General features: G+C 67.3%; 7 protein-coding genes and 3 pseudogenes. 4 read left to right on the top strand and 6 right to left on the bottom strand.

Annotated features, from left to right (window positions below; genetic code table 11):
- Window positions 1-117: 117 nt before the first annotated feature.
- Complete coding sequence (locus tag ACRXBZ_RS35520) at window positions 118-1,551, top strand: MFS transporter (RefSeq protein WP_433882790.1); 1,434 nt, start codon at window positions 118-120, stop codon at window positions 1,549-1,551.
- Window positions 1,552-1,825: 274 nt separating this feature from the next.
- Here the strand turns inward: ACRXBZ_RS35520 and ACRXBZ_RS35515 are convergent, their stop codons facing one another.
- Window positions 1,826-2,803, bottom strand: a complete 978-nt coding sequence (locus tag ACRXBZ_RS35515) for an LCP family protein (protein ID WP_433882789.1) — start codon at window positions 2,801-2,803, stop codon at window positions 1,826-1,828.
- 144 nt (window positions 2,804-2,947) lie between these two features.
- On the opposite strand from ACRXBZ_RS35515, the gene ACRXBZ_RS35510 reads away from it, so the two are divergent.
- Together ACRXBZ_RS35510 and ACRXBZ_RS35505 are read left to right on the top strand one after the other, a co-directional pair.
- Window positions 2,948-3,301 carry a hypothetical protein gene (locus tag ACRXBZ_RS35510; RefSeq protein WP_433882788.1) on the top strand — a complete coding sequence of 118 codons (354 nt, stop codon included), beginning with the start codon at window positions 2,948-2,950 and terminating at the stop codon, window positions 3,299-3,301.
- Window positions 3,302-3,315: 14 nt separating this feature from the next.
- Window positions 3,316-5,406, top strand: coding sequence for a bifunctional polysaccharide deacetylase/glycosyltransferase family 2 protein (locus ACRXBZ_RS35505; RefSeq protein ID WP_433882787.1), 2,091 nt, complete (start codon window positions 3,316-3,318; stop codon window positions 5,404-5,406).
- A gap of 86 nt (window positions 5,407-5,492) precedes the next feature.
- Here ACRXBZ_RS35505 and ACRXBZ_RS35500 read toward each other — a convergent pair.
- From ACRXBZ_RS35500 to ACRXBZ_RS35490, 3 genes and pseudogenes are all read right to left on the bottom strand, one after another.
- A pseudogene (locus ACRXBZ_RS35500) lies at window positions 5,493-5,699 on the bottom strand (2Fe-2S iron-sulfur cluster-binding protein); the annotation flags it as partial.
- Between the two features lie 819 nt (window positions 5,700-6,518).
- Window positions 6,519-7,045: pseudogene (locus tag ACRXBZ_RS35495) on the bottom strand (enolase C-terminal domain-like protein); the annotation flags it as partial.
- Window positions 7,046-7,590: 545 nt separating this feature from the next.
- Window positions 7,591-8,760 carry a hypothetical protein gene (locus ACRXBZ_RS35490; RefSeq protein WP_433882786.1) on the bottom strand — a complete coding sequence of 390 codons (1,170 nt, stop codon included), beginning with the start codon at window positions 8,758-8,760 and terminating at the stop codon, window positions 7,591-7,593.
- Between the two features lie 219 nt (window positions 8,761-8,979).
- Between ACRXBZ_RS35490 and ACRXBZ_RS35485 the strand changes: the two genes are divergently transcribed.
- The gene (locus tag ACRXBZ_RS35485; RefSeq protein WP_433882785.1) at window positions 8,980-11,232 is read left to right on the top strand and encodes a 2OG-Fe(II) oxygenase; all 2,253 of its coding nucleotides are present in this window, start codon (window positions 8,980-8,982) and stop codon (window positions 11,230-11,232) included.
- 378 nt (window positions 11,233-11,610) lie between these two features.
- Here the strand turns inward: ACRXBZ_RS35485 and ACRXBZ_RS35480 are convergent, their stop codons facing one another.
- Window positions 11,611-11,982 (bottom strand): PLP-dependent aminotransferase family protein, encoded by a 372-nt coding sequence (locus tag ACRXBZ_RS35480; protein WP_433882784.1) that lies wholly within the window; start codon window positions 11,980-11,982, stop codon window positions 11,611-11,613.
- Window positions 11,979-12,113, bottom strand: a pseudogene (locus ACRXBZ_RS35475) (AMP-binding enzyme); the annotation flags it as partial. The pseudogene ACRXBZ_RS35475 and the gene ACRXBZ_RS35480, both read right to left, overlap by 4 nt.
- Window positions 12,114-12,951: the final 838 nt, after the last annotated feature.

Raw genomic sequence — 12,951 nt, 5'->3', positions numbered from 1 at the left:
AGCCACGCAGAGTTACCACAGGAAGTACGCCGGAGACCGACGCGAACCTCGGACGCGCCTCGCGGATTCCCTCCCGACGCCGCGGAATCCGGGGGCAACGATTTGACAGGAGTCAGCATGAGCACTGCCAAAACCGGCGCGGCAGCCCCCGCCGGTACTGCCCCTGAAGGGCGGGACTCATCGGCTGGGGTGAAAATCACTTCTCTCGCCACCGGCTTCGTGATGGCGACACTCGACATCACGGTCGTCAACGTCGCGGGTGCGGCGATCCAGCAGCAACTCGAGACCACCCTCACCCAGCTCACCTGGGTAGTCGACGGATACGTTCTGACGCTCGCATCGCTGTTGCTCCTCGCTGGCGGGCTCGCCAACCGCGTCGGGGCGAAAGTCGTTTACCAGTGGGGCATGGCAGTGTTCTCCATCGCCTCGTTGGCTTGCGCGCTCGCCCCCACGTCCGAGGTGCTGATCGCGGCCCGCTTCGCACAGGGAGCGGGGGCCGCGCTGTTCATGCCCAGTTCCCTGTCCCTGCTGGTCCATTCCTTCCCGGACAAGCGGAAACGCACCAGAATGCTGGGCCTGTGGTCCGCGATCGTGGCGACCGCATCCGGCTTCGGGCCGACGATCGGCGGTCTCATGGTCAGTGCGTTCGGATGGCGAAGCATCTTCCTGCTCAACCTGCCGATCGGGGCCATCGGCATGATCATGACCGCCCGCTACATCAAACCAGTCGGTGGCGGTTCGACGAAACTGGCCGCGTCAGGCCATGCCTTATTCGTCGTCATGCTCACCGCGCTGAGCTTTGCGCTCATCGAGGGACCCCAACTCGGCTGGACATCCTCAGCAGTCCTCACGGCGGCCGTGGTGACTGTGCTCGTCGCCGGGCTCCTGGTGGTCCGGGAGCGCCGTGCCGAAGAGCACGTCATGCCGTGGAGGGTGTTCCAGAACCCCGGATTTTCTGGTGCCAACATCGTCGGCTTCCTGTTCAACTTCGCGCTTTTCGGCAGCATGTTCATGGTCGGGCTCTACCTTCAGCATGCGCGCGGGGCCAGCCCCCTCCAGGCCGGCCTGCTACTGCTGCCCATGACGATCTTCTTCCCCGTCTCCAACATCGTTTTCTCGCGGATTTCCGCGATTTTCAGCAATGGCCTGCTGCTGACGGCGTTCCTGCTGCTGGCGGGCGTTTCGTCGCTGACCATGATCACGGTTTCCCCGGCGACGCCCTACTGGGCGCTTGCCCTTGCTGTCGGGATGGCCAACGTCGGTGCGGGCATCATCTCCCCGGCGATGACGGCGGCCCTGGTGGACGCCGCGGGCCCAGAACACGCCAACGTCGCAGGTTCGGTGCTGAACGCCAATCGCCAGATCGGCTCGCTGGTCGGCATCGCAGCCGTCAGCGTTGTCCTAGCCGCAGCTCATGACTGGACCCGCGGCCCGCAAGCCTCTTTCGCTCTCGTCGCCAGTGCGTACACCCTGGCTGCGTTGAGCGCGTGGCGGCTCATCGTGAAGTCTGAACGCATCGAAGCGGCGAACTCAGGCCCCGCCGGGGCCTGAGCAGGGCCGGGTGGCTCGAGGGAGTCTCCCCTCGGGTTTAACGGCCTGAGGGCCTGTCGGCGAATGCCGTCCGCGCCTTTGGAAGCGGCGCAGCCGCTTGCATTCACCTTGCCAAGACGACCATCGGCGGGTTCTGAGAGGTTTTCTGGCGAGGACGGCCCCTCCGCCGCGTATTGGACATACATCAGGAGGGGCACCCGCAGTCCAGGGAACCTCTCTCAGGTTCCGCTAAGCGACCACCCACCCAGACCATTCGCCAACAGGCTCTGAGGGCTCACCGGGCGGCGGTGAGCGCTTCGGAAGGCACCGGCCGGTCCCGCCGCAGCGAGTCGAACAGCTCCCCCGCCTTCTCCTTGTCCCAGAACAGGACCGCGCCGACGCCGGGCATGTCCATCCCACCGCTGGTCGGCACCGTCGCCGTGACCAGCTCCTCCCCCGCGGTTCCCGCCTGGTAGCCGAGCTGCCCGAGGTCGTCCAGGTGGTCGTGGTCGGCGACCGTCACGGTCGCGACGAGCCGCCAGGTCATGGGCACCGAGCGCAGCGGGTTGAACAGCACCTCCCGACTGGTGGCCTTGCGCACCAACTCCGTGAGGAATTCCCGCTGGTGCTCCGCGCGTTCCAGGTCGCCCCGCGCGAAGGCCCGGGTGCGCACGAAACCGAGCGCCTGCGCGCCGGTCAGCTGCTGGCAGCCGGCCGCCAGGGTGAGGTCGATCTTCGGGTCGTGGATCGCCTGCGGCAGGCACATCCGCACGCCACCGACCGCGTCCACCACTCCGGCGAAGCCGCCCAGCCCGATCTCCAGGTAGTGGTCGATGCGCAGCCCGGTGGCTTCCTCCACGGTCCGGGACAGCAACGTCGGACCGCCGTAGGAGTAAGCCGCGTTGAGCTTGTTCGGGGGGTGGCCCTCGATCGGCACCAGCGAATCGCGCGGCAGGCTGACCAGCGTCGGTGCGCCGGGACCGGCCGGGATGTGCAGCAGCATCACCGTGTCCGTGCGCGATCCGCCCGCATCGGCGGTGCCGCCGGTGACCAATTCCTGTTCCTGCTGCTCGGAGAGTCCTTCGCGACTGTCCGAACCGACCAGCAGCCAGTTCGTACCCCGCGCCGACGTGACGCGTCCCACATAGTCGGTGAACGCGGGCACCCGGCCCAACGAAACGTCCAGGTACAGCGCCGAAGCAGCGACGAGCACGACCAAGCCCGCCAGGGCCAGCGACAGCAGTCGAGTGGTGCGCCGCAGGAAAGTCCTCACTGCCTGTGTTCACTCCATGCGTTCAAGTTCACTCGCACGCACCCCGACAACAGCGCGCCCTTGGTTCCGAGTGATCGTAACGTTATCGTACTGTGCCCCGACTTACCCATTCGAGTGACCGAGACCCCGACAACCGGAGTAGTGATGTCCCGGCGAGACCGCCAACGACCTCATAGCGGCTCGAAAGAAGTCCACGCCAGGCACCGACGCCGCGGCACCGCCGGAACGGTGGTCGTCCACACCGGACATTCCGAACATCGGAGACATCGCGGCGAAACGACCCTCGACCTGCTGCCGGACCGGCGCGTGCGCCGGGTGCACCACCCTGCGGACCCGGTCTTCGTCGACGGCAGCGGTCGCCGGCGCCGCGTTTTCCGCCGGTTCGTGCTGCTGACCAGCCTGGTGCTCGTCTGCCTGGGGCTGTTCCTCGCCGCGGCGATGCTCAACTCCCGCGAACCCGCCCCGCCGCTGCCGAGCACCGCAGGCACCAACCCCTGAGGCAGGAAGCGCTTTTGCCACGTCGCTCCCGAATCCCCCGAACCCCCCGATCGCACTGGCTGCTGCTGGGCCTTGTGCTGCTCGTGCTGTGCAGCCTGCTCGGCCTGGACGTCCTGCTCAACCGCGCGGGCACGGCGGCCACGCCGAGCGGGAGCAGGCAGTTCGTCCCCGAATCCGCCTTCGCCGGCGGTTCCGTGATCGATCCGCGCGAACCGGTGGTCCGGCACCCCCGCACCCGCCACCTGGCGCTGACCTTCGTGGACGGACCGGATCCGCAGTGGACACCGGAAGTGCTGGACGTGCTGGCCAGGCACCAGGTGCACGCCACGTTCTTCGTGACCGGCGCGCAGGCCGCCGAGAACCCGGCGCTGATCCGCCGGATCCTCGACGCCGGGCACGAGATCGGCAACCGCACCCTCACCCGCACCGACCTGCGGCAGGCCGGTGACCTGCGGGTGCAGCTGGAGCTGCAGGCCACCGACCTGGTCCTGGCCGGAGCCGCCGGGATCACCACGAACCTCGTCCAACCGCCGTACACGACCACCGGATCGCTGGACTACGAGGCGTGGAAGGCGTTCCTGCGCATCGGGAACCACGGGCGCCAGGTGGTGCTGGCCGACCTGGACTCACAGGACTGGCGGCAACCCGACGCGGCGGCCGTGCTGGCGAACTCGACGCCCCGCGACGACCGCGGCGCGGTGCTCCTGATGCGCGACACCGCGGGCCCGGGCACCGTCGAGGCGCTGGACCGCCTGCTGCCCGACCTGCAGCGCACCGGGTGGCAGGTCGACTCCGTCGGTGGCACCTTCCAGCTGTCCGGCACGGTGAACCAGGCCCAGATCGTCGACCGGATCGCGGGCACGATGCTGGTCGCCGCCATCCAGGTCTCCCGCTGGCTGGCAGACTCGCTGCGCGCGCTGCTCTGGATGGCGACCGGCCTGGCCGCGCTGCGCGCAGTCGTCATGCTGCTGATCGTGCCGATCCACGTGCGGCGATCCCGCCGGTGGGAACCGCCGTGGCAGATCAGCCAGCGCGTCGGCGTGATCGTCCCGGCCTACAACGAAGAAGCCGGCATCGCTAACACGGTTCGGTCGATCCTCGCAAGCGATCACCCGGTGGAGGTGATCGTGATCGACGACGGCTCCACGGACCGGACCGTCGAGGTGGTCCAGCAGTTGCAGGAGCGGTTCCCACGCATCCGGTTGATCCGGCAAGAGAACGCGGGCAAGTCCGCGGCGCTCAACACCGGGCTGGCGGCGGCGAACTCCGAACTGGTGGTCATGGTGGACGGGGACACCGTCCTCGAACCCGACGCGGTGGGGCGGATGGTCGCGCACTTCACCAACCCCGACATCGGCGCGGTGTCCGGCAACGTCAAGGTCGGCAACCGCCGCAGCCTGCTCGGCCGCTGGCAGCACATCGAGTACGTGATCGGGTTCAACCTGGACCGCCGCGTCTACGACGTACTGCACTGCACGCCTACGGTGCCCGGCGCGCTCGGCGCCTTCCGCCGCTCGGCGATCCTGGATATCGGCGGCGTCAGCGACGACACCCTGGCCGAGGACACCGACCTGACCATGGCCCTGGAGCGTGACGGGTGGCGCGTGGTCTACGAGGAGCACGCGATCTCCTGGACCGAGGCGCCGGCCACCTACGGCCAGCTGTGGAAGCAGCGCTACCGGTGGTGTTACGGGACGTTGCAGGCCATCTGGAAGCACCGGCGGGCCGTCATCGAGCGCGGCCCGGCCGGGCGGCTCGGGCGGCGCGGCCTGCCCTACCTGCTCGTGTTCCAGGTGTTGCTGCAGGTGATCGCCCCGGTGGTCGACGTGACCGCGTGCTTCGCGCTGTTCACCGAGGACGCCGGCAACGTCGCCCTGACCTGGCTGGGGTTCCTGGCGCTGCAGGCGGTGCCGGGTGTGATCGCGTTCCGGCTGGACGGCGAGTCGCTGCGCCCGCTGCTGGTGCTCCCGCTGCAGCAGATCGTGTACCGGCAGCTGATGTACCTGATCGTGGTGCAGTCGGTGATCACCGCACTGGCCGGGGCACGGCTGCCGTGGCAGAAGCTGGAGCGCCGCGGCCGGATCGTCCCGCTCGCGCGGCGGTGACCCGCGCGGACACCACCGCCGTGCGTCCCTGGGGCGGAACCGACGCGAGGGAGCCCGACATGGTTCCGCGCTGATGTGGACGCCTGTCAGAGGTCGAGAACCAGTTTCGCCGAGCGTGATCTGCTCACGCAGATCAGCATCGTTTCGTTGCTCGCCCTGTCACTTCCGGACAGCAGGGAGTCGCGGTGATCCGGGATTCCTTCCAGCACCCGGGTTTCGCAGGTGCCGCAATAGCCCTCGGCACACAAGGACAGCACAGTGGGGGCGACATCGGAGACCACGTCGAGCACGGACCGGTCGGGGGGGGGGGACGGTCAGCGTAATCCCGCGACCGGCGATCAGCACCGCTCGCAGCTCTGATCCGATGTGGACCATCGCGCGTTCCCAGCAGTACCAACGACCGCGGGCGGTGTCAACGTCCACTTCGATCCAATCGTTGATGAACAGGTGCATCATGCGCGGCATGTACTCGGGACGGGGGGTGCCGTCATCGGTGGCGATGCCAGGGTAGCCCGGCCAGGCCGCCGACAGCCCCCACCCCGACCAATCCGCGCCACCGGCCACCTCCAGCTCGTGCAGCACCGCGGAGCTGGTTCCGCCGGCTGCCGGGACCGTCAGGTCCGCCCATGCGGGCATGGCACCGGACGCGGATCCGGCGTCGTTGACCAGTGATAGGTGCTGACGAGCCGGCGGATCTCCGACTCCGCCTCGAGCTTTTCGAGGCGTCTGGCAAGCAGCGCAAGTTCGTGCGCAGAAGGGGCAGGGGTGGTGGTCATCGTGCGGCCAAGTCCCGCATCGACGCGTCCGGCTCGGCGGTGAGCGCTTCGAACAAGATTCCTTCCTGGGAACCGGGTTTCGTACCCGGTGCCGGCTCCCCGTTCGCAACGGCGGTCAGCGTGTCGAGCAGGCACTTCCGAACCTGCACGATCGCGATGTCGCCGGACGTCAGGTGCGGGGAAACGGCAGGTCAACAGGCCGGCCAATTCTCGCCGAGAGATTTTCTTGGACGTCATCCACCGCACTGCCCAGGCTGCCTGCCTCTACTGTCCACAATGGACAATTCGGGGCAGCAGCATGCACCGCGGCTTCGCCTGCGGGCGATACGGATGATTGCTGATCGCGGTCGCCGAGCCACCGAGGATCTCGCGCGTGACATCGGCCGGGGTGACCACGGACTCGTCGGCGATGAACGCCACGTCCAGCTGCGACACCAGCCAGCGCCGGCCCAGTACGTCGTCGGCCGGGCACAGCTCCTCCGCGAACAGCAAGCCAAGGTCGGCCATCTGTTTCATCGCCGCGGCCGATTCGGTTGGGGTCCAGCCGCGGTTGCCGTCGATGTAGAGCTCCACCTCGGCGCCCAGTGCCTCCCGCAGGGCCCGGACGACGGCGACATCGAGCTCGACCGGATGGCGGCCGACCTTCACCTTGAACGTGGTGATGCCGTACTCGTCGCGGATCGCTCCGCCTCGGCGACCATCGCCGCGGGCTCGTCGAAGCCGAGCATGTGCGATACGCGCATGCGGTCGGTGTAACCGCCCAGCAATTCGGTCACTCGCATGTCCAGCGTGCGGCCCAGCGCGTCCCAGACCGCCATGTCCAGCGCGGCCTTCGCGGCCGGATTGCCGACGGTCCGGCCCAGCCCAGCTGTCGCAGCTCCATCGCCACACCTCCGTCTGGTCACTCACCGTACGTCGGGATATTGAGTCAGCACAAAGACACGTTTCGCGCCGATTAGTACGGACAGTCAATGAATCACCAGGCCCGGGCTGCGATCATGAGCCCGGCGGCGTCACGAACACGAATCGTTGGTGGATCGGGTCGCGACGCGGGGTCGTCGGCTACGTCGCGCCGGATTCTGTCATGGCGCGACAGCCAAGAATGTGCTCGCCGGCAGTGGACGGGTCCAGGGCAGGCCGAATCTCTGCCATTCGTGCTCGGCGCACGGTGTACTGGGCGGCGTACCGCGTCTCTCCACCGTCCGTGCCGTCTCGTCGGGCCTGGCCAACTCACCACTGCGTTGCCGACGCGCGCGGAGGCCGGCTGCACCAGCTCTCCACCCGGCTGATCGACGGGTTCGGCACGATCGTGATCAGGGACCCAATCTACCCGGAAGACCCCGTGCCCTTCGATGCCGACGCGATCAACAGGACGCTACGAAACCTGGCCGCTGACGGCTGACCCGCGTTATTCGATGACGCGGGTCAGCCAGTCGGGTCCATTGGGGCCGTCGCCGAGCTGCTCATACGGTTCGTCTTGCGCGTAGGGCAGGCAGCGGTCGGCCAGCTCCGGCGGAGTCTCGTTTCGTGCGGCCAGCCACCGGATCCATTCCGGCAGCAGGGCAATCAGCCGCTCGGCGAATTTGTGTTCGTAGCAGTTGCGGATGTGCTGCGCGCACCACGCGACCCGGTGCGGGGAGCACACTGCGAATACCGCTTGGATGTTGTTGATACACCAGGAGTCGGCCAGTTCCGGGACCAGCTCCGCCACGTCCGCCGGCAGCTCCTGACCGGCCGCGTTGCGGCGAGCGCTCAGCCACGCGGTGAACTCGGTTGTCGCTGTGGCCACATCCAGACCGGGGCTGGCCAGGGTTTCTCGCTGTCGCACGGCCATCTTGACAATCTCGGCCAGGCGCTTGCTGCGGTAGTATTCGGCGAGCTGCTCCGTGCTTTCCCCACCTACGTAGAGGAAGCCCATTTCGAAGGGCAGCAGTTCCGCCAGTAGTGAGGGGGCGTCGACCGGAGCGAATTCCGTACCCGCCGCTGCGCTCTCGCCAACGCCGTCTTGCCATGCGGCCAACGCCGCTTCCGGCGTAGGATAGAAGCCGCTGTGGACGGTAAAGGCCTGGAGCCCGCAGGCGTCGATGTCCCAGAGGTACCAGCGCACCGGCAGGTCCGCCGCGGTGATCGGGGCCGCGACGCCGAACCGGCCGCCGTACGCGTCACGGGTCCACAACACCTCGCCGGCGACTTCCGGATCGGTCGGCTGCGACACCGGCTTGCCCATCGCGGCCTGCAATTGGGTCATCGCGTCGAAAGTGGCGTCGCTGCCCGAATATGGCATCACGCCGGCCACAGCGGTGAATACGCGCCACGCGTCAGCATTCCCAGTGGTCTCTTCGACCGCGATCGCGGCTGCCTCCACCAAGGCCGGGGCCAGACGACTCGGCTGGACCCGCTGATCCGGGTGTCCCTGCCGCGCCTCGTACAGCAGAGGACCCAGCCGTCGGCACAGTTCGTCTTCCACGACGGTGTCCGGCCGATCCGCCACCAGCGTCACAAGCTCCGCGACGAGCCCCGTCGCCATCTCGTGGGCCCGCGACTCGCACCCTTCGTCGAGATGTCTCCGGAAGGCCACCAGGCCCTCAACAGCCCCCGCGTATCCACCGAAATCCCCACCAGACGAAATACGTTTATTCTGCCCGGCCCGCCCCTGGGCACGACCAGGCTTCCCGGGCTTCTTTTTCCGTTTCCGCGACACTGGCACCTACCCAGCATAGACGGCGCTGCTCCCGGATCTGAGCTAGCCACTACAGTCCTACCGCATTCGGCATACGGCGAACGCGGGTGAGGAAACATGGCGGAGACAGCGCGGGAACAACTGGCGCGACTACTCGACGACTCCGAGCCGACCGGGTCGTTCAGTGCTCAGCTGCTGGCGCCGGCGAATTCGCTGCAGCTCGAGGTGTCCGGTGTCGGACCGGTGAGCCTTCCGGTCCGCGCACCCCAGGCGAAGAAGCTGATCGCCGCGGCGCGACCGGCGAAGTTCGGGCGCGGGGAAGAGACCCTGACCGACACCGACGTCCGCGACACGTGGGAACTCACACCGGATCAGCTCACTCTGGGCGGATCCGGCTGGACGGAGCTGCTGGACAGCGCGCTGGAACACTTCCGCGACGAGCTCGGGCTCCCACGGACGGCTCGGCTGAGGGCCGAACCTCACTCGATGCTGGTATACGGCAAGGGGCAGTTCTTTCTCCCGCACCAGGATTCGGAGAAGGACGACTCGATGGTGGGCACGTTGGTGATGTCACTGCCCTCCACCCACACCGGCGGGGAGCTGATCATCGAGCACGCCGGGGAAAGCATCGCCTACCGGGCGTCGAAGACGGACCTGACCTTCGTCGCGTTCTACTCCGACTGCCGGCACGAGGTCACACCGGTCAGGTCCGGGTACCGGGTATCGCTCACGTTCAACCTGCTCGCCGACGCCGAGACACCAGCGCTGGAGGGTGGCCTGGTCCCCGAACTGGCGCACTGCCTGACCAAGCACTTCACCACGCGCGCCACCTCGCGATACGGAAACCGCGATCTCGGTCTGCCGAACCGGCTGGTCTTTCTGCTCGACCACGAATACACCCAGCGGGGCCTGGACTGGCGCCGGCTCAAGGGCGTCGACGCGGAGCGGGCCACGCAACTGCGCGCCGCGGCGGAGCAGGCCGGGGGCGAGACGGTGCTGGCGCTGGCCGAGGTGAAGGAGACCTGGGACGCCGAGCCGGTAGGCGGCTCCCGCTGGCACTATTACGACGATTACGACGACGAGGCGGACCCCGGCGACTACGAGCTCAACAGCCTGATCGACGACGAGATCGTCCTCGGCTGGTGGACCGGCCCGGACGGCACCGGCGGCGGATCCATCTCGCTGCGCGTCCCCGACCACGAGCTGTGTGCCAGCACCCCGAACGCGAACCTGACGCCCTTCCAGGCCGAATACGAGGGCTACATGGGCAATTACGGCAACACGGTGGATCGGTGGTACCGGCGGGCCGCGATTGTCGTGTGGCCGAAGGAAAGGGCGTTCGCGGCGCGCGCCGAGGCCGGATCGCCGTGGGCACTTCACGAGCTCCGCGACCGCATCCGAGCTGGAGACCTGGAGCAGGCACGTGCCGCGGCGGAGTCACTCGCTCCGTTCTGGAAGACCGTCGGAGGGCAGCCAGGACTACTCGGCGCCGCGCTGGACGTAGCGGCGGGCCTGGGTGCCGCCGAGACGGCGGCGATGCTGTTGGAGCCGTTCCGCATCGAGATCGTTAAGCAGGAACACGCGGACAGGTTGGCCACGGCGGCCGGACGATACGGCGAAGACTGGACGCGCAGCGTCATCGACGAATGGTTCAGGCTAGGGAACCGCTTTCCGGCAGAACTCTCCAACTGGGTCGACGACGCACTGCCGGGGCTGCGCGAAGCGCTGCGCACCGCAGGGGCGCCCGAGGTGGCGCGGCTGCTGTCCGCCGTAACGTGGCGCCGGATGAACGACCAGTTCCAGCTCTGGATGAATACCGGGCAGAGCAAGACCCGCCAGGAACAGCTGGAGAGGCTTGGCTCACCACTGGTGCGGCTATTGGAAGCCGCCGACCATGACCTACGCGAGGAGGTCTCGGGAGCACTGCGCGAGTTCGGAGACAACATCCTGGAGTGCCTGATGCCGGCGCTGCGCCTGGCGGGCCCCGAACAAGCGGCATGGCTCAACCCGATCGCGCGGGACTGCGCGCAGCGGCTCGCCGCGATCATCGCGCGGCCGCAGCGCGAGGAAGACGACTGGTCGATCGAATGGACCGGCTGCCGATGCGACCTCTGTGACACGCTGGCGGAGTTCCTGAGCTCCCGAACCCGGCGAACCTTCGAATGGCCGCTGGCAAAAGACCGACGCCAGCACGTGCACACCCAGATCGGCATGAAAGAACTGCCGGTACAGCACGCCACCCGCAGGCAAGGACGTCCATACACCCTGGTGCTGACGAAAACCTCCGAGCTGTTCACCCGAGCCACGAACACCCGGGAGAAGGCCAAGACAGACCTGGCATGGCTAACGTCGACCTGGGACAACGCATAGCGGCGGCAGACACCGGCCCCGTCGAGCATGCGCGGACGATGCGAGATCCACAACCGAATCCAGCGCGGTGCCCAGCAGCCGCCGCAGGTGGGGCAGGAACTGTTCGGCGAGGCGCCCCGACAACGTGCGCTGCCACGTCGACCGCGACCAGTTCACCGCAGACCTGCGGACGGTCAGCACCGTCAGCACCCCCGGCGCCCGAGTCCACATTCGCCTCGTTCGCGGTCGAAAACGGCAAGCCCGGAGCCCAATACGACTGATCGCCACAAACCTCGAGCACGAAGAAGCCCTTCGGGACGAACGGCGTCCCGAAGGGCTTCCGCGCGGTCGAACGCGTCCTCGGGTGGCTGTGTCAGTGCTGATTTCCAGCGTCGATCGCTATCCCGATCGGGGAGTGTTTCGCCAACTCCCCGCCTCAATAGTGGCTGTGATCACATCGATGAGTTCGTTGACATGTTCTGTGCGGATACGTTGGTTGAGCAGGCAGATGCGCAGCCAGTAGCCTTCGGCCTCGATGCTTGAAAGGAAGACCTGCCCAGTGGCGTTGAGTGCCGCCAGGAAAGACTGGTTGCGCTGTTTGTTGGCATTGCGCAACCGGAAGGTGACGACGGAGAGCGTCGGCGGAGGCCCGGTCTCCAGTCTTGGATCGGTCAACAGTCGCGCGTGGGCGTAGACGGCGAGTTCCAGCATGCGGTCGGGGGTGTCGCGGAAGGCATCGGTGCCATATATGGAAACTGGTTGTGTCGTCATGTGTCCGCCGGATGTGTGCCCCGGGCAGCCTTGCCCTGCGTCGTACGGGGAATGTCGGCGCCGATGTGCCAGCGCCGGGGAACCTTGTAGGCGCTGAGCCGCTCACGGCACCACTCGGTCAACTCCTCGCTGGTGACGAATTCGGTGCGAGACGAACAATCGTTCCGCTCACCGGAGTGAAGTTCCGGGAGTCACAAACGCATCTGGAGATGCTTGCCTGATCGTCCCGGGCGGCGTGCCCGAACAGGCACGCGTTCACCATCCTGGAGGATGCTGGATGCGATCGGCTACGTGACCCGCTACGGGATCGAGTGGCGGGCGAAGGACGCCGTGAGTGTTTTTGGGTGCTATGGCACCCAAAAACACTCACGGGTGTTCTTCCGCCATGCGAAGGTGGCCATCGGCAGACGTGCCCACCAGCATCGGTTGCGGCGTCGGCCAGGTGTGACCGGGACACGACCAGAGGATCGTGGCGGAGAGCTACCGGCCAGACCACACCCGCGCTGACGCGCACCCGGGCAACACCAGCACCAAGGACGGCGGGCACACGTGCTGGCCCTGGCCGCCGCGATCTGGCACAACTTCCGCCCGGCCAGCCAGTCACTCGCTCGCTCACCGCCTACGATCACTGATCGTATTCAGACTTATTCGTCTAGCCGAAGCGGCACTCACCAGGCACCTCCACTGTCAACCGTGCGCATCGACGAAGCAGCGGCCCTTCCCTCACCGGCGGTTGTGTTGTCCGCTCGGCTCAACCAGTACTACGGCCGCGTCCGACTCCCTCCCGGCTGGCAGCTCATTTCCCGAGGTCATCGGTTATCGAGCGCCACGCTCCGGCAACACCATCCGCAGGTCACCGGGCAGGGGAGGATCTCGCCGAGCCTGCTCAGACGGTTGTCATCGACGCGGTGACCACGGCGGTACAGGTAGCACGCGCGTTGGCAGACAGCTTTAACCGGCGTGGTCTTC

This window comes from Saccharopolyspora hattusasensis, from assembly GCF_050972075.1.
GTDB classification, from domain to species: domain Bacteria; phylum Actinomycetota; class Actinomycetes; order Mycobacteriales; family Pseudonocardiaceae; genus Saccharopolyspora; species Saccharopolyspora hattusasensis.
The sequence above is the reverse complement of the archived record's forward strand: the minus strand, read 5'-3'. Positions and strand labels throughout refer to the sequence as shown.

Excerpts from the sequence above, each read along its gene's own strand:
- ACRXBZ_RS35520 (WP_433882790.1), top strand. The coding sequence starts at position 118 with ATGAGCACTGCCAAAACCGGCGCGGCAGCCCCCGCCGGTACTGCCCCT.
- ACRXBZ_RS35510 (WP_433882788.1), top strand. The coding sequence starts at position 2,948 with ATGTCCCGGCGAGACCGCCAACGACCTCATAGCGGCTCGAAAGAAGTC.
- ACRXBZ_RS35485 (WP_433882785.1), top strand. The coding sequence starts at position 8,980 with ATGGCGGAGACAGCGCGGGAACAACTGGCGCGACTACTCGACGACTCC.
- ACRXBZ_RS35480 (WP_433882784.1), bottom strand. The coding sequence starts at position 11,982 with ATGACGACACAACCAGTTTCCATATATGGCACCGATGCCTTCCGCGAC.